This is a genomic window from Undibacterium sp. Ji22W (genome assembly GCF_049340305.1).
GTDB lineage: Bacteria > Pseudomonadota > Gammaproteobacteria > Burkholderiales > Burkholderiaceae_D > Undibacterium.
In genome coordinates, this window is sequence record NZ_JBMPOU010000001.1 from 476,665 (window position 1) to 493,188 (window position 16,524).

Here is a 16,524-nt window from a genome sequence, read left to right on the forward strand (position 1 = left end):
ATAGAGACAAATTGGCTTAAGTCAGAGTAGCTCGATATAGCCAGGCCGATCAAGTCGAGTTAAGCCTAAAAGCGTCATTTTAGTAGAAAACTTCATCGCTTTGTCAGCTTCATCACTTCCGGCGTACTATGCTTGCCGCAATTGCAAGGTAAAATAGTCTCTCACATCCATATTCACCACTCGATCACGCTGGTAAAGGTAGTTACAATGAATTTCACTGCTGTATTGCGTTCTTGGGCACGGGCACTGTCGACTCAATTTCGTTTCAAAATATTATTGCTAAGCGTGATTCCTTTGCTGATTTCTTTAGCGGTATGGGGTGGATTAATGGCCTGGCGTTTGCAGGCCGTGTTTGATTTCATCCAATCCTATTTTTCTAATCACGATGGGTTTGCGAATGCCAGTGCGATCCTCAATTCGCTCGGTTTGTTAGCCTTAAAAACCGTAATTGTTCCATTGTTAGCGATGTGGTTGCTATTGCCTTTGGTGATCATTACCAGTCTCTTATTTATTGGCGTGCTGGTAATGCCGACGGTTGCCAAACACGTAGGACAGCGTGATTTTGCTCAGCTAGAACTGCGTCGGGGAAGTTCATTTTTCGCCAGTTTGGGATTCTCTTTGGGATCTTTTTTTATTTTTGTGTTTGCCTGGATCGTGACTTTGCCGCTGTTTTTTGTGCCGCCTGTCTATGTTTTGGTACAACCACTGTTGTGGGGCTGGCTGACTTATCGCGTGATGAGTTATGACGCACTAGCACCATTTGCGGATAAGCAGGAACGTCAATTATTGGTGGCCAAGCATCGGGGCTCATTGCTATTAATAGGCATCATCGCCGGATGGTTTAGTGGTTTGCCTTCGATGTTGTGGATGGGCGGCGCGATGTCGATGGCTTACGTAGCGTTTTTCCCCATCTTTGTCAGTTTGGCGATCTGGGCTTATCTACTGATCTTTATTTTTACCGGTTTGTGGTACCAACATTTTTGTCTTGATGCGCTGCAAGCATTGCGGCAGGAGCAAAATGCAGAAGTCACTATAAACATTTAAATGCGTGAATGCATATGCACCAACGCTTAAATCACGATGGAGTAGAAGATGGCAATTGGTTTGATTATTGTGGGTGATGAAATTTTATCGGGCAAACGGGTTGATCAGCATTTGCCGAAAGTCATTGGGTTATTGAAAGAGCGCGGCCTTAGTCTAGATTGGGCAGAATATGTGGGTGATGATAGAGCCAGAATTACGGCCACTCTGCAGCGGAGTTTCGCCAGCGGTGACATCGTTTTTAGTACTGGTGGAATCGGCGCGACACCTGATGACCACACGCGGCAGTGTGCGGCGGCGGCATTAGGACTTTCGGTTGTTTTGCATCCGGAAGCGAAAGAGTTGATTCATCAACGTATCGTTGAAATGAATTTGACCGTTGACATGCCTACTGATTTGAATGGACCTGATTACTTCCGTCGACTGCAAATGGGCGAGTTTCCTGAGGGCGCGGCTATTATCCCCAATCCATTTAATAAGATCCCTGGCTTTGCGATCAATAATCACTATTTTGTACCGGGTTTTCCGGTGATGGCCTGGCCTATGATCGCTTGGGTTTTAGATACGCATTATTCCCACCTTTTTCATCAACAGCCACATGATGAAAAAGCCTTGTTAGTCTACGAGATTGCAGAATCGACGCTGACGCCCATGATGGAAACTTTGGAGGCTGAATATCCCTTGATTAAAGTGTTCAGCTTGCCAAGCGTGGGGAGTAAAACTATACGACGTCATATCGAATTGGGTGTAAAAGGTGAGCCAGCGCAAGTCGCTGCAGCCTTTGCTGATATGTGCTCGGGATTGGATGCGCTGCATGCCGAATATCAAACTATCTGATACAGATGTCGTTTTTAGGAATCGAGCTTGATTAAGTTGGATTGATTTGAACTGGACGAACAATGCGACTGAGATGATTGAGATGCCTCATCTGAAACAACGTGGACGATCTATTGATACGACATGGAATGCTTATGCCTAAGATTAAATTTACGCTGATTTCGACCAAAGATGCTTTGTTCGCATTTGGTCCTATTGTTTTGATGGTCATCGCGGTTTTGTTTGCGGCGTATTATTTCGTTGACCCAGCACCAGGTCGGACTTTGGATTTTAGCGCGGGTCAGGAAAACAGCGCTTACGAAGGATTTGCCAAGCAATATGCAGAAGAGTTGACAAAGAATCAAATCACTGTGCGCGTCCATAAGTCACAAGGCTCGCAGGAAAATCTACGCCAGATCAGTGACCCAGAATCAAATATCGACATTGGTTTTGTGCAGAGTGGTTCTACCAATCAGGCTGATGCGGAAGCAAATGGATTAATTTCACTCGGCAGCTTGTTTTATGAACCAATCTGGATTTTTTATCGCGGTAAAAAGGATATTACTAATTTGCACGAGCTGAAAGGGCAGAGGATTAATCTCGGTCCGGATGGCTACGGTGTCCGACGCTTGTTCCAACAAATTTTAGAAGTAAATAATTTGGAAGAAAGCGATGTGCGTATTCAGCAATTGGAAAGTACACCGGCGACGGTGGCCTTTATTGAGGGCAAAGTCGATGTATTAGTGATGAGTTCGGCATCAGATTCTTTGCTGGTGCAGATGTTGTTGCAAACGCCGGGAGTTAAGTTATTTGATTTTGTGCAGGCCGAAGCGTACACGCGCCGTTTTCCATTTTTGTCGCATGTGTTGTTGCCACGAGGAATTGTGAATATGGGGAAAGATATTCCATCGCGCGACTATCATTTGATTTCTCCAACGGCCACCTTGGTGGCGCATGAGAGCTTGCATCCCGCTTTGATCAGTTTGTTTTTACAAGCGGCCAAGAAGATACATGGAGGTGCGAATTGGTTTAGTCGCCAAGGAGAATTTCCTTCTGATCGATTTACTGAGATTGCAGTGGAACCACAGGCAGAAAAATTCTATAAAAATGGCCCCCCATTTTTGCAGCGATATTTAAGCTTTTGGATGTCGAATTTTTTAGAACGTATGTGGGTTTTGTTGATCGCGTTTGGGGCATTGGCATTACCTCTGTCAAAAATTATTCCTCCGCTGTATGTGTGGCGAGTGCGGTCAAGAATTTACCGTTGGTATGGGCAATTGCGTTCAGTTGAGCATACGCTTGACGAAGCGACACCGAAGCAACGTAAGCAAATTGCGCAGGAACAGTTACAGCGCTTAAATGAGATAGAAGCGAAAGTAAATCACATTTCCATCCCTCTATCGTATGCAGAAGAATTGTATGGATTGCGTAGTCACATTCACTTTGTCCGTAGGCGCATTGTCGATGGTGAGTAATGTACCTTGTGTGAGCCGGTTGTCAGCGCTTCCAGCGCTAAATGAGCGCTCGCTATGGCCGTAGATGGGGGGAGGTGGAGTTTAGGTACCACCTCAGCACAGAGACACACGAAATGACAAGATGGAGGGGAGTATCTTGCTCTTTCACAGGTAGGTGTGTGTCTCTGTACGTCGGTGGTTCTTTTGCAGGGCTCTCAATTAGCCTTGATATCTTGTAGTCGCTCTTGGAAAATTTCTACCAAGAAGCTTAGACTGCTTGGACTATCTTGCTAAATGAAAGTTCTTTTAAATTGTCTAAAATTTGTAAGCAACGCCAACTGAAAACAAATTGTTGATCGTCTTCGCGCTATTCGTGCTGCTAAATTTACTTGGCAAACGATCCCAATCTGCGGTCAGTGCAACTTCTTTCGTTAAGTTGTAGCGCACACCTAAACCAATTGCAGGCATAAACCAGGCTTTTTCTGAATCGCTGCCACCAGCCGTGAAGTCGACGTTGCTACGAGCGTAGCTAGTGCCGATTTTGCCGGTAACGCCAAATGTTTCGTTCCCTAAGTCAACTTTATAAAAAATACCAGCGCCGGTGGATTTACCTGTGCCGTTTTTTAAAGTGGATGCGGTATGGAAAGTACCTTTGGTATCACCGATTTGATACAACATGCCTTCGATGCCTTGGGTTAAAGTGAAACCATTGTAGGGAGTGCTGGCGAAATTGTAGCCGCCAATAATTTTTCCGGTGCTTTTGCTCGCACGTTCGCACACGGCACCGACCGCGCAGTTCAAATCAGAAGTGGTACGTACGCCCCAGGCTGCGCCTAAGTAGCTGTCTGCCGCGCTGGCGTTAGCTGCAAACGCGAATGCGCTGATCGTTGCGGCAATTGCCAATGTAGTGGAAACGGCACGTTTGAATGTCAACATAAAATCCTCTTGGTGAACACTAATTAAAACGAATTAAATCAATTTGAAACAAAGTAAGAATTTAAGCATTCGAAACTTTGGGCTTGGTGCGGTAATTAGTTCCGTGATTGGCGCTAGTTGCTGCACTTCGGCTTGGGACGCAGTGTCGACAGTTACACAAAGGAATGCCAAAATTACTTTGTGGGGCGAATCAGAAGCGATCTAAGGTACTGTTCTTCAGTACTTTTTTTGATTTTTGAACTTTTGAAGCGATTTTGAAGCGGACGTGACCGATTAAGATTTGTTCAAAATATCAGTTACTATTGATTAATTGCTTTTGAAAGATCTGAGCGGCTTGAGCAGGTCGCGCAGATTATTGTGATCAATTTCGTACATCAGTTCTAATAGGCGCCCGATTTCGCCGAGTGGGAAACCACTGCGCGCAAACCAGCCCAGATAATCGCCAGGTAAATCCGCCAACAGGCGTCCTTCGTACTTACCGTAAGGCATGGTCTTAGTGACGAGTGAAATCAAATCTTCAGTTTGCATGCAATAGTCAAGTGGTTTGCTGGTCTTCGTTTGGTGGGATAGATGCTATTACGTCAAAAATTTTGAAGTGGCGATGCTACAATTCTTCGCATCAGTATTCATTTTATAGAAACCCGTCCGCTATGAACACACCAAGCTCTTCACTTTATCCAACGCCCTACGAATCTGGCAATCAAAATCAAACCACTACTTGGGAAAACTGCATTCCTTTTTACGAAAAATTGGCGCAGGATTTTCCGCAAATTTTGCGCTTAGAGAGAATTGGTGTGTCAGACAGCGGTTTCCCAATGTACGCCGGTGTCATTGCGGCAGACGGAGTTTTCGATCGCGCCAGTTTGAAAGCAGCAGGGCGTCCGGTGTTTTTTAATAATAATGGTATACATCCTGGCGAACCAGAAGGCATCGACGCTTGCATGGCTTTAGTGCGAGATTTTTGCCTACAACCTGAGCGCCTTGCCGCATTGGGTAAAACGGTATTTTTATTTATTCCTGTTTATAACGTTGATGGCTGCTTGAATCGCCAAAATACCTCGCGGGTGAATCAAGACGGACCTGAAATGTTTGGCTTCCGCGCGAACGGACGCAATTTGGATTTGAATCGTGATTTCATTAAATGCGATAGCCTAGCGGCGCAGGTCTTTAATCGTTTCTTCACGATGTGGGATCCTGATGTGATGGTGGATACCCATACTTCGAATGGCGCAGACTATAGCTATACGATGACTTTAATTCAGACTCAGGCCGATAAACTGGGAGATGGCTTGGGACCCTTCTTACGCAATACCATGCTGCCGGCGATTTACAACAAGATGGAGCAACGTGGTTGGCCAACCTGTCCTTATGTGAACCCAGTCAAAGTGACGCCCGATGATGGTATTGAAGATTTTTTGGAGGTGCCGCGTTTTTCAACTGGCTTTGCCGCTTTGCATCACACGATCGGTTTTATGCCTGAAACGCATATGCTAAAGCCCTATGGCGACCGTTATAATTCTATGCGTAGTTTGGTCGAGGTCGTATTAAATTTCACGATTACACATGCGACAGAAATTCAAACACTGCGCGCGCAGGCGCGTCAGGCAGCTACGCAAAAAAAGCAATGGCCAGTGACTTGGAAAGCCGATCACTCACGTCCTTCGAGTTTTCGATTTAAAGGTTATCAGGCTGTGTATAGCCCAAGTAAGATCGGAAACTATACGCGCCTATCGTATGACCGTAATCAGCCTTGGGAGAAAGACATTCCCTACTATGACAATTTTGTCGAAGACGTCGTGGTTAAAACGCCGCAGGCGTATTTGATTCCTCAAGCCTGGCGCGAAGTGATAGAACGTCTGGAGTGGAATGGTGTCATCCTGCGCCGATTAGAGGCGGATCAACAATTGCAAGTAAAGAGTTATCACATCAAGCAAGTAACATCCAGAGCAAATGCCTATGAAGGGCACATGTTTCATGATGAAGTGGAATTGCAGCCCATACGAGAAATGTTTTTGGCGCGCGCCGGTGATTATGTTGTGGAATTGAATCAGCCGCACGCACGTTATGCAATCGAGACTTTGGAGCCACAGGCGCACGATAGTTTCTTCCGTTGGGGGTTTTTCAACAGTGTTCTAGAAAAGAAAGAAACTTTTTCGGATTATGTGTTTGAAGACAGTGCCTACGAGATGCTGCAAACCGAACCAGAGCTAGCAGATAAATTCGCGTCGTGGAAAGCAGCGAATCCGACTTTGCTCAATAACCAGGAAGCGGTACTCGAGTTCATTTTCGCGAATGGAAAGCGATTTAATGAGCCCGAATGGTGTCGTTATCCTGTTTATTCTATCGTCTGATTGAATCACTGGCTTGTCGCCTGATTTGTCGTCAAACTGAGTTTTTCCATGGAAATTGTCTTCTACGAATATATGCAACAGCCACGGTTTTGGATCGCCCGTGACGAAGACGGTTATTGGCTCGTGCCTGCCAGAGAGCAGGGCTGGCACGAGCGCTCTCCGTTTGTCGGGCATGCGATCAATCTGATTCCCTTGCTTGATTTTGACGGGATAGATTTGGGATTGCCGGCAACGCAGGCTTGAATTTATTCCTGAAGTTGTGGCGCAACCAGCGGCAAATCCAAGGTGAAGCAGGTTCCTTTGCCTTCTTGACTTTGTACGGAAATACTTCCGCCCAGTATCGAGTTGACGATGTTGTAGCTGATGTGGAGCCCCAGTCCGCTGCCACCTTGCCCGAGTTTGGTGGTGAAAAATGGTTCGAAGATGCGATGAAGATGTTTTTCTGGTATCCCTTTGCCATCGTCTCTGCATCGAACGATAACGCGATTTCGGTTATTCAATTCTGCACTAATTTCAATATGCCCAGGTTTTATCGTATCGAGGCCGTGTACTACGGCATTGATAATGAGATTGCTCAGAACCTGACACAAAGCACCGGGGTAGCTGTCTATCTCTATTGCGTTTTCCATATTGACGGTGATCTCATGACCTTCACGCTTGACCCGCGCCGTCATCGTCAGCACCATTTTCTGACAAATTTTTCCTAAATCAAAACAGCGACGCTGATTTGAAGTCTGATCCGTAGAAATCTGTTTGAAACTCGACACCAGTTGCGCTGAAGTATCGAGATTGCGCACAATGAGATCAACAGCCTCGGAGGAAGTTTGGCAAAATTTTTCTATTTCCGAGCGTTTGATGGTGCCACTTTGAATTGCAGAAATGAAGTTGTCATTGCGTTCTTTGAGTGTGCTGGCGACCAATAAGCTATTCCCGATCGGCGTATTAAGTTCATGCGCAACGCCCGCGACGATCGAGCCTAATGCGGCGAGTTTTTCTTGCTCGACCAATTTAGTCTGTGCCAGTTTTAGCCTATCATAGGCGCGTGCTTTGTCTAAAGCTACTGCCGCATAGGCGCCTAGTGTACGCAGCATATCCAGATGAGTTGAGTTGTAAGCGTGCGGACGGGCGCTTAAAACGGTGATGACACCGATTACTTGATCGTCAATGAGCATCGGCACATAAATTCCCGAGTTGGTGCGTGTAACTTCACTGCCATCTTGGCGATTGCCGTTCAGAGTTTCTTGGTGACTGAGGTGTACCAACTTGTTGTCATCGTCAAATTGATCAATAATAAGTTCTTGGGCATGTAAAATGCATCTCGATGTTAGCTCTGTGTTTTCATCAAGACTGAGAAAATAATTTTTAGTGGGTGTGCCACGATCTAGTACCTTGTCGAAGCTGACGATACGCTCATCCCAATCAACCATGCCTATGCCATAGACATCCGCATCCATCAATTTGGCAACGTGCGCATAGAAGACTTTTTGGATCGCTTCGATATCTAAAGAAGCGCTGATTTCTCGTCCAATTTCACTCAAGATGATGATGTCGCCACGCGCTTTTTCGGCGATTTCACGTTCCTGCTCTGCGATGACTTTTTCTTGCCGCAATTGATTTTTTTGTTCACGGACTTCCTGAGTACGTAAATTGACTTGCAATTCGAGTTGGTCGCGCGCGCGTTTTAAGAGTCCAACGCGTAGGCGGTAAAAAAATGCCAGTAAGCTAAAAACGCTGAAGAGCATAAATAGTTGAAACCACCAGCTCTTCCAAAATGGTGGAGAAACTTTAATGTCCAGGTGTAATAGACTATCGCTCCAGTTCCCGGTGCCGCTTGCCGCCTTAACCATTAAGACATAATTTCCTTGATCAAGATTGGTATATGTTGCGATAGCTTCACCCGGTTTACCGTAAATCCAATCGTGATCAAAACCCTCTAACTTCCATGCGTAGCGATTTTGTCGGTAGTCGTAAAACTGCAGAGCGGAAAATTCAAAGCTGATCATGCTTTGTTTGGGCGAAAGGTACACCATGTGCGCTTCATGCAATGGACCAGTTATTCCTAACGCTGCTAAATTACTTTTGCTAGAGGAAGCGATGTTTTGCGGAGTATTGATGATTGCATTATCTGCAGAATTGGCAGCCCCGCTTTCTGACCTTAGAGAGCGATTGAATTCAAGTATGTCGGATAAAATAATTTTGAGTCGTGTGTCATTGTCTTTGAGCTGTTTAGGGTGGAAGGCAATTAAACCCCATGCGCCAAAAAAAAGCGTGCCATCGGCTGCCTTTGTCGTAGCGCCAAAACTGAAGCTGCCGTTCAAAGGGCCATTTAAGTTGGGGTAGATTCGCACGCTTTCTTGTGCGACTTTCAGGTGAACCAATCCGGCTTCTGCACCAAGCCACAAATCACCATTCTCGTCGTCTTGTATAGTAATTACCCAACCAGCGGGCATGTTTTTTCTCCAAGATTTTAACTCCCAGTGATCTTGAATTCTAATCAGTTGATATAGCCCAGATGCGGTGCCAACCCAAATTCTTCCCTGTGCATCTTGGTGCAAGCCATAAATCGATAACGCTGTGGGATTTTTGAGTTCGGGGCTGGGTTTAATAGCCTGCGAAAATTGCGCGGTCTGATGATCCCAAATTTGTAATCCGCCTTTGCTCCCTATCCAGATTCTTCCATCCTTATCTTCCAACAGGCAATCGATTGTGTCGTGCGTGAGTGAGCCTGCCTTTTGTGGAATTGCTTTGTGGATCTTGACTCTCAGATCAGGCGAAATTTGATACAGGCCGTTACCGCTGCTGGCCCACACATCACCTCGCCGATCAATGATGATGGCGCTGATCGAGTTAGCCCCGGGAGTATCTTGCGCTAGGAGAATTTTTTTTGTTTTTTTGCTGACAGGGTTGAATAGAAAGAGTCCATCGTCACCACCCAGCCAGAGTTTATCATCGCTTTGTAGACGCAAAGTTTTGGTGTGTAAAGCACCAGTGACGCTTTGCGGGAAATGCTCGACCATGCCACTATTGAGGTCGAGATAGTTGAGTGAGCCGCCATAAGTCGCAACCCAAGCATGATTTTTTTGATCGAGATTGATGCCAACAACATTATTATTGCTGAGACTGGCTTTTTCTTCCTCGATATGAAAATAGTTTGTGAATCCCCGGCTACGTAAGTCCACCAGACTAATTCCATAGCCCCAAGTTCCTATCCATAGCGTGCCACTGCGATCCTGAAATAGCGATGCGACAGAGCTGCTGCTGATGCTGGAGGAAAGTGCTGGATAATTGCGAAAAGTTTCAATCTTTTCAGCATATTTGAGGCGGATTCGATAAAGTGATTCGCCGCCACCAAACCCTATCCACATTGATTTTTCTTCATCTAAAAAAATTGAAAAAACGCGGGTTTGTGGTAATCGCAAGCGTTCCATGATGGGATCGGGTTTTGCTTGTGTGTCATCAATATTCCAAATTTGTACGCCAGATTGCATGCCTAACCATAGGCGATTTTCGCTATCTAAACTCATAGCGCGGATAGAGAAATCGAGTCGCTGCCGATGTGGATGTAAACTCGCAGCGTCAAATCTCTGTGTAAGCTTTCCGCTGGCATTGAGATGGTACACACGCGAACCAAGGGCAACCCACACCCCGCTGTTCCCATCGCTGATCATGGCGCGTATCAATGCACCATGATCGCCCTCCAACATAAACGGCTGAAAACCTTGTGGTGTTAATGCGTGCGGGTCAAATAAATAGAGTTGGTTTTGTGTTGCGACCCAGATTTTATTATCCCGTTGTGGCGCCAGCGCCCATATCCGCCTTTGCTGCAAAGACAGATTCTCTGGCATTTGCACGCGTTCAATCTGTTCGGTTTTCATATTCAGGCGGTTAAGTCCGCCAGACGTGGCAATCCACAATGTATCTTGTTGACCCGCTAATAAAGCAGACACCAATGGGCTGCTCAAGCTATTCGGATCTTCGGTATCTGAGCTCCATTGACGAACGTGGCGGCCATCGTAGCGCACCAGACCAGTCGAAGTCCCTAACCACATAAGTCCATGTTTATCCTGAAAAATGGCAGGAATTGAGCCGTCGTTTAATCCCTGTTCTTGTGAAATGTGCGTAAAACGCAGACTCTGCTTTGAACTTGCGTAGATGTTTGAAGAAGAAATAAAGATAATGATAATCGTCAACAAAACTAATTTGTTGAGTGCGAGAAGACTGTCGACTTCTCGAATAGCGAGCACGCGTGTTAACAATCGGTTCATGCGATTAATGCTATCTATTGTTGTGTATTTTTTTTCTTTTGAATGTCATCCAATTTGCGTGTATTCAATGTATGCCCGTGAAGTGCGCACGTCAATAAATAGTTGTTGGAGTTCGATATAGAAAAATAAGCATCAGGCAACAAGAGTTTACGGCTACACCTAACTTGTAAAACCCCCAAGTTTGTATTTTTTGTCGCAAAACTCAAACAGACTATTTGTCTGAAATTTAACTTCAAAATCTTTTTTAAACGTTTTTGCATTTAATTCTTTGCAGTGCCCTAAAAACTCACTAGAATCAATCTGTTAGGCAAAATTGTTTGTCAAATTAAGGAGACTACTATGAAGAAAATGTTTGTTGGTGCATGCTTAGGTTTGGCCTTGGTTGGAAGTGCTTCTGCAATTGAAGCTGCGAAGCCAGTTGATACATCGGTAGATGGTATTTTTACAGCGTTGTCAAACAGCCGTAATTTGCAGAAAACTGTTGATCAATTGATTGCTAATGGTGCAAATCAACACTCTGTAGTTTCCATCGCTGCAGCTGCTGGTATTCCGCAAAGCAAAATCATGAAATTGCAGGTTTGCGTGAATTCAGTATCGGCTGATTCCACAACTTTGGGTGCCACATGTTTGCGTCCAAAAACAGTGATGACTGCTTACGAAAGTGGCTTGAATGATCCGTTGGCTTACCTGCCTGCAACGGCTGCCGGTAAAAAAGCGAAAAAATAATCGCGACTTTTACGCAGATTTCTTTTCCCTAAAAAGCAGCTTCGGCTGCTTTTTTTATTGCCCATCATTTGTTGAAGTTGAATAAGGTGCCGCGGAAAATATAGTTCATCGTGGATGTAGTTGCTGATATCAATCAGTTACAATCGGTATAATTTTTCTTAACTATTTTTAACATGTTCAGAGCAACGCGCATTTTTATTTTGCTGTTCATCCTGGCAGCAGTCAGCTATTCCGCTTATCGCGCCAGAATTCAATCAGTAGAATGGAAATACACGCTGATGGTGAATGTTTATCCCATCAACGGAGATGGCAGCGCATTGTCTGAGGCCTTTATCAATGGCCTAAGTGTGGATGAATATCAGTCAGTCGAAAAATTTATGCTAACTGCCGCAGAGCAATACGGCAAAAGTCAACACGCTTCAATACAAATCCGTTTGCAAAATAAATTACTGAGTAGACCACCAGCACCACCAGAAAATGCGAATATGTTGGAAGTGATGTGGTGGAGCTTGCAGTTTAGATGGTGGGCCTATCGTCATGCAAAAGTGCATGGTCCTGGCACCCAGGTACGTTTGTTCTTGCAGTACTTTGATCCGCAACAATTGCAAGTGCATCGTTCAACTGCTTTACAGGAGGGCTTGATCGGACAAGTGAACGTATTTGCCAGTGCTGAGATGCGCGAAAAAAATAATGTCGTGATTGCGCACGAATTTTTACATACACTAGGTGCAACGGATAAATACAATTTAACTACAGATTTCCCTAGCTTCCCCGATGGCTATGCGGAACCAGAAAAGAACCCGTTACATCCTCAGCGTTATGCCGAAATAATGGGAGGCCGTCTAGCTCTGACAGAATTTGATGCAGTGATCCCCAGTCATTTGAACAAAGTGGTGATTGGCCCTAAGACAGCACGCGAAATTAATTTCTTACCCGCACAGATCAAATAGTAAATTGACTGAATTAAACAGGAGTGAAGTATGAGTTCTCCCGAAATGTTGTTAGAAGTTTTACGTACAGAATTGCGTCGTGTCGGCATGACATATAAGCAGTTAGCGCACCTGATTGATATGAGTGAGTCGAGTATCAAACGTATGTTCGGTCAAAAAGATATGACCTTGTCGCGGATGGCACAAATTTGTAAAGTCTCGGATATTTCTCTAGAAGATGTATTGCGTCAGGCTGCAGATGTGACACCGCAAGCAGATAACCTCACGTTGTCTCAAGAACGTGCCTTAATGGATAATCCCAAACTATTATTGGTGGCGATTTCTTGTCTTGGACATTGGACTTTTGAGCAAATCATTGAGACTTATACCTTGACTGAGGCTGAATGTATATTGTGTATGGTCGAGTTGGATAAACACGAATTGATAGAACTCAAACCCATGAATCGTTATCGCTTGCGCGTTTCACCAGCATTTCGCTGGCGTGCGGATGGACCGATACAAGCTTTCTTTAAAGAAGTGGTGGTCGCAGATTATTTTAATGGGCGTTTTGATGGTACTGGCGAAACCTTGATGTGCGTACCAGCCCGATTATCGAAAAACAGTGCGCAAGAAATTCAACAGAAAATTCAGCAACTTACTGCAGAAATCGCTCGGCTGCAGCACGACGACCGTCGTCTTCCGGCCGAAGACCGAGATGGCTATACCTTAATGCTGGGCTTCCGTTCTTGGGAATTTTCTGCATTTACTGCCTTACGCAGACCTTCCACCATGGCGACTACGAAGGGACGGGTGGTTCACCAGATCGGGCCCAAGAACAGATAAAAAGTAGAACCGCTGCCCTGCGTAGAACCAGCACCAAAATACAAGGGGCCAAAGCGCGTATCGAAGGCGACGAAAGTACTGCCAGCACGTTTTATTTTGCTGAATTTTACCGCTTCCCCTTCACCAAAACCGCCGCCTAATTCTGCCGAGAAACCAAGACGCACAGCGCCGCCAAGAGCGGCTGGCATACTACCTATTCGGTGGGCCATTACGACCCGCCCCAATGCGACAGTTTTGCTCGATAATGAATCAGCAGGTGTGCCCGATAAACGCAAAAATCCACCGAGTGAAAGTGGGGCGAAGCTGCCTTGTGATCTGGCCCATTCGCCATACAGATGGCCCGCCCATTCACCGCGTTGAAAAGCAGTCATGCCAATGATTGAAGAATTTAATATGGCTTTCTTAGAGCCATCCGGTGCCAGTGCACGTTCCCAGTTCATGGTTAAGTAATTACCACGACTGGGGTAAGCCAATGAGTCTAAAGTGTCGACTCTGAAACGTAGGAACTGCGTCGATTGAAACACGCGCAAATCAGGTCCCTCCGCTTCGGGTAGTAAAGTCTTCACTTCAGCACGCTCACGTCGGAAACCTAATTGCACATCACCCCAATTGCCGATTTGATGACCGATAGGAAAGTTGAAGGACGTTGCCTTATAGCCGAGCCGCATGATTTTTCGACCCGAAGAAAAAAGATCTCCCGCCAATGAATCACTTTGTGCCGCAGGCGCTATAAACCATTCGCTACCTGCCCCTAATGGTTGAAAGAATTGACCTCCAAAAACACGGTCGGAGCCGATTTTTCCAGCAAGGCGTAACTCTCCACCCCAGCTATTTTGCGATGCTGCTACATGCATCGCACCGAGCGAAAATTTATGGGTATCTTTGAAGTCGCTGGACAGTTCTAAGCCAACACGTAGGCGATTTTTACCCCAGACCGCTTCGTGTGTCTTGATGGTGACTTCACGCTCATCTAAGCGATCATCAATTTCAACTTCAACATGATCAATATCACCACGACCATAGAGCTTGCCGGTCACCTGCATGATTTTTTCTTCGCTGGTGACTTCACCGACTTTGATGCCGGATTGTTTGAGTAAAATTTCCGGATTGATGTTTTGTGTACCTTGAATATCGATGCTTGCAATTCTTAAGCTGGTATCTGGCGCATTGCCTTCTGCTGTGCGCAGCTGTTCGTAGCGTTGATAGTCGCTGACCGAGCTGCTCAAATTTGCTAAACGGCTTTCCATTTGACGAGTTGCTATGTCACCAGCCAGCATGGCATTGTGATGCTCGCTAAAATCGAGAAAATTGATGCCATTCAAATTCGGCGCGATTAAGACATCTTTTGGGCGCAATTCTTTGAGTGAGCGCTGCACGTTTTGTTCGGTCAAAATTTGTATCATTTGTTGCGCTACGCTGATCGCACTGCCTAGTTCTTTTTCTTCTGCTAATGGCGTGCCGACATTCACAGCGATGACGACATCTGCGCCCATTTTCTTGGCCATATCGATGGGTAGATTTCGAACTAATCCACCGTCGACCACGAGACGGTTGTTGACATGCACAGGTGCAAACATGCCGGGCACTGCGAGGGAGGCACGCATAGTGATGAAAAGCGGTGTATCTGTCAGTTCGACCATTTCGCCGGTGACCAGATCGGAGGCAACTGAGCGAAATGGAATCGGCAAATGATTCACATGCTCACTTTTCATGCCTGCTGGCAGTAAGCGTGTCAGTGCTTGCTCCAGTGCTGCGTTGCCAGCAGCAGAAGGGGGCAAGGCGATTCCAGAGCGAGTGACCGCAAATTCGATGCGCGAAGGCAGTACAACATCTTCTTCACGCCTGCGAAAATCGAGCGCATCGCGAGCAGGGCGATCCGCCAGCACGTTTTCCCATGAAGTCGAGCGCACGATTGCTTCTATGTCTTCAACTGAACGTCCAGCTGCATAGGCACCACCTACCACCGCTCCCATGCTGGTGCCGACTACAAAATCGATAGGAATGCGCATTTCTTTTAACACACGTAACACACCGATATGCGCAAATCCGCGTGCACCGCCACCGGATAGCACAAGTGCGACTTTGGGGCGTTCTTTAATTGCCGTGACGTTTTCTTCGAGTTTGAGTGATTGCTTAGGTTCTTGTTCCTGAACGGGAGATTGGATTGGTACCGGCGTTTGTGCGTAAGTGCTCAAAGAAATACTACAAACAATGGATAAACTAAGGAGATGAATTTTCTGGGTAATCTTAGTACTAAACATAGTTCTCACTCAGTGTCCTTAAGCAATGTGATTGGTGGTGCAATTGTCAGACCTGGCTATATTGCCAGATCTTGATGCTAAACTGAAATTAGAAGCTACCCGTAAATTGATAGCGTGCACCTGGATGCCACATGGTGACGATCGTCGCAATCTTGTTTTGTGAACGGGTCTTTCTATGCAAAACTAGGCATACCTCTTTAGTTGAAATATGCAGCATGTCAGCGATGTGTTTGGGCGGCATCACAGCTTCGATACTGTAATCGACACCTTGTAGTGGTGCCACTGCAACCAGATATTCGTTCGGAGTGATGCTGGAAAAGTCTTGACTCAAATAATCTTCCGCTAGGGCAGAATTGACCCAACGATCTTCCACTTGAATCGCAATCTCGTTTTCAAAGTGCACAATCACCGAATGAAATAGTCGGTAACCAGGGTCCACTTGAAATTGCTGCGCTAGAGATTCGTTGGCTTCGACTTCAAGCAATTCATGAAGTTCACTGCGATGTGCATGTCCCCGTGAGCGAATTTCATCCGCGATACTTTTGATCGCGACGAGCGTAGCCTGATATTTTTGTTGGGCGACATAAGTACCAGAGCCTTGGATACGATTCAGTATCTGTTCGCTGGTCAGTTCGCGTACTGCACGATTGACAGTCATACGCGACACACTAAATTGCTGCGCCAAGGCGGCTTCAGATGGAATCGCATCACCTTCTTTCCAAGTGCCAGCCTGAATCTCACGCAGCAGGAAATCTTTAATTGTTTGAAAAACAGGAGTGGCGGTGGACTGAATCGTCATAGTTAAGCCTACATGCCCAAAGGTAATTATTAGAGAAAAGCAAATTTTTCATATTTTCGCACAGAATCAAAAAAAGTCGCTTGCAAAAGTTGTATATACAACT

13 protein-coding genes are annotated in these 16,524 nt (G+C 45.8%); 8 read left to right on the forward strand and 5 right to left on the reverse strand.

Going from position 1 to position 16,524, the window contains the following annotated elements:
- Positions 1-207: 207 nt before the first annotated feature.
- From ACO0KW_RS01935 to ACO0KW_RS01945, 3 genes are all read left to right on the forward strand, one after another.
- Positions 208-1,044, forward strand: coding sequence for an EI24 domain-containing protein (locus ACO0KW_RS01935; RefSeq protein ID WP_423050100.1), 837 nt, complete (start codon positions 208-210; stop codon positions 1,042-1,044).
- Positions 1,045-1,092: 48 nt separating this feature from the next.
- The gene (locus tag ACO0KW_RS01940; protein ID WP_423050102.1) at positions 1,093-1,878 is read left to right on the forward strand and encodes a competence/damage-inducible protein A; all 786 of its coding nucleotides are present in this window, start codon (positions 1,093-1,095) and stop codon (positions 1,876-1,878) included.
- A 134-nt stretch (positions 1,879-2,012) separates the two neighbouring features.
- The gene (locus ACO0KW_RS01945; protein WP_423050104.1) at positions 2,013-3,332 is read left to right on the forward strand and encodes a TAXI family TRAP transporter solute-binding subunit; all 1,320 of its coding nucleotides are present in this window, start codon (positions 2,013-2,015) and stop codon (positions 3,330-3,332) included.
- 294 nt (positions 3,333-3,626) lie between these two features.
- Here the strand turns inward: ACO0KW_RS01945 and ACO0KW_RS01950 are convergent, their stop codons facing one another.
- Positions 3,627-4,247: an outer membrane beta-barrel protein gene (locus tag ACO0KW_RS01950; protein ID WP_423050106.1), complete on the reverse strand. Its 621-nt coding sequence runs from the start codon at positions 4,245-4,247 to the stop codon at positions 3,627-3,629.
- A gap of 306 nt (positions 4,248-4,553) precedes the next feature.
- On the reverse strand, positions 4,554-4,775 hold the full coding sequence (locus ACO0KW_RS01955; RefSeq protein ID WP_423050108.1) for a DUF3820 family protein: 222 nt from the start codon (positions 4,773-4,775) through the stop codon (positions 4,554-4,556).
- A 122-nt stretch (positions 4,776-4,897) separates the two neighbouring features.
- Between ACO0KW_RS01955 and ACO0KW_RS01960 the strand changes: the two genes are divergently transcribed.
- Both ACO0KW_RS01960 and ACO0KW_RS01965 read left to right on the forward strand, forming a co-directional pair.
- Positions 4,898-6,598 carry a M14 family zinc carboxypeptidase gene (locus ACO0KW_RS01960; protein WP_423050110.1) on the forward strand — a complete coding sequence of 567 codons (1,701 nt, stop codon included), beginning with the start codon at positions 4,898-4,900 and terminating at the stop codon, positions 6,596-6,598.
- A gap of 48 nt (positions 6,599-6,646) precedes the next feature.
- The gene (locus ACO0KW_RS01965) at positions 6,647-6,841 is read left to right on the forward strand and encodes a hypothetical protein (RefSeq protein WP_423050112.1); all 195 of its coding nucleotides are present in this window, start codon (positions 6,647-6,649) and stop codon (positions 6,839-6,841) included.
- A 2-nt stretch (positions 6,842-6,843) separates the two neighbouring features.
- On the opposite strand, the gene ACO0KW_RS01970 is transcribed toward ACO0KW_RS01965, so the two are convergent.
- A complete protein-coding gene (locus ACO0KW_RS01970) occupies positions 6,844-10,863 on the reverse strand; it encodes a two-component regulator propeller domain-containing protein (RefSeq protein ID WP_423050114.1) in 4,020 nt (1,339 codons plus the stop codon).
- A 339-nt stretch (positions 10,864-11,202) separates the two neighbouring features.
- Here ACO0KW_RS01970 and ACO0KW_RS01975 point away from each other — a divergent pair, with 339 nt between their 5' ends.
- From ACO0KW_RS01975 to ACO0KW_RS01985, 3 genes are all read left to right on the forward strand, one after another.
- On the forward strand, positions 11,203-11,589 hold the full coding sequence (locus tag ACO0KW_RS01975; protein ID WP_186942816.1) for a hypothetical protein: 387 nt from the start codon (positions 11,203-11,205) through the stop codon (positions 11,587-11,589).
- Positions 11,590-11,762: 173 nt separating this feature from the next.
- Complete coding sequence (locus ACO0KW_RS01980; RefSeq protein WP_423050117.1) at positions 11,763-12,539, forward strand: hypothetical protein; 777 nt, start codon at positions 11,763-11,765, stop codon at positions 12,537-12,539.
- 30 nt (positions 12,540-12,569) lie between these two features.
- The gene (locus ACO0KW_RS01985; protein ID WP_423050118.1) at positions 12,570-13,361 is read left to right on the forward strand and encodes a helix-turn-helix domain-containing protein; all 792 of its coding nucleotides are present in this window, start codon (positions 12,570-12,572) and stop codon (positions 13,359-13,361) included.
- On the opposite strand, the gene ACO0KW_RS01990 is transcribed toward ACO0KW_RS01985, so the two are convergent.
- Both ACO0KW_RS01990 and hutC read right to left on the reverse strand, forming a co-directional pair.
- Positions 13,334-15,622 (reverse strand): patatin-like phospholipase family protein, encoded by a 2,289-nt coding sequence (locus ACO0KW_RS01990; RefSeq protein WP_423050120.1) that lies wholly within the window; start codon positions 15,620-15,622, stop codon positions 13,334-13,336. The genes ACO0KW_RS01985 and ACO0KW_RS01990 overlap by 28 nt on opposite strands.
- Positions 15,623-15,710: 88 nt before the next feature.
- Entirely contained in the window at positions 15,711-16,421 is a 711-nt protein-coding gene (hutC, locus tag ACO0KW_RS01995; protein WP_423050122.1) for a histidine utilization repressor, read from the reverse strand.
- Between the last annotated feature and the right edge of the window lie 103 nt (positions 16,422-16,524).

What these genes read in the sequence shown, in the direction of transcription:
- ACO0KW_RS01935 (WP_423050100.1), top strand. Translation starts at nt 208, where the DNA reads ATGAATTTCACTGCTGTATTGCGTTCTTGGGCACGGGCACTGTCGACT.
- ACO0KW_RS01940 (WP_423050102.1), top strand. Translation starts at nt 1,093, where the DNA reads ATGGCAATTGGTTTGATTATTGTGGGTGATGAAATTTTATCGGGCAAA.
- ACO0KW_RS01945 (WP_423050104.1), top strand. Translation starts at nt 2,013, where the DNA reads ATGCCTAAGATTAAATTTACGCTGATTTCGACCAAAGATGCTTTGTTC.
- ACO0KW_RS01950 (WP_423050106.1), bottom strand. Translation starts at nt 4,247, where the DNA reads ATGTTGACATTCAAACGTGCCGTTTCCACTACATTGGCAATTGCCGCA.
- ACO0KW_RS01955 (WP_423050108.1), bottom strand. Translation starts at nt 4,775, where the DNA reads ATGCAAACTGAAGATTTGATTTCACTCGTCACTAAGACCATGCCTTAC.
- ACO0KW_RS01960 (WP_423050110.1), top strand. Translation starts at nt 4,898, where the DNA reads ATGAACACACCAAGCTCTTCACTTTATCCAACGCCCTACGAATCTGGC.
- ACO0KW_RS01965 (WP_423050112.1), top strand. Translation starts at nt 6,647, where the DNA reads ATGGAAATTGTCTTCTACGAATATATGCAACAGCCACGGTTTTGGATC.
- ACO0KW_RS01970 (WP_423050114.1), bottom strand. Translation starts at nt 10,863, where the DNA reads ATGAACCGATTGTTAACACGCGTGCTCGCTATTCGAGAAGTCGACAGT.
- ACO0KW_RS01975 (WP_186942816.1), top strand. Translation starts at nt 11,203, where the DNA reads ATGAAGAAAATGTTTGTTGGTGCATGCTTAGGTTTGGCCTTGGTTGGA.
- ACO0KW_RS01980 (WP_423050117.1), top strand. Translation starts at nt 11,763, where the DNA reads ATGTTCAGAGCAACGCGCATTTTTATTTTGCTGTTCATCCTGGCAGCA.
- ACO0KW_RS01985 (WP_423050118.1), top strand. Translation starts at nt 12,570, where the DNA reads ATGAGTTCTCCCGAAATGTTGTTAGAAGTTTTACGTACAGAATTGCGT.
- ACO0KW_RS01990 (WP_423050120.1), bottom strand. Translation starts at nt 15,622, where the DNA reads ATGTTTAGTACTAAGATTACCCAGAAAATTCATCTCCTTAGTTTATCC.
- hutC (WP_423050122.1), bottom strand. Translation starts at nt 16,421, where the DNA reads ATGACGATTCAGTCCACCGCCACTCCTGTTTTTCAAACAATTAAAGAT.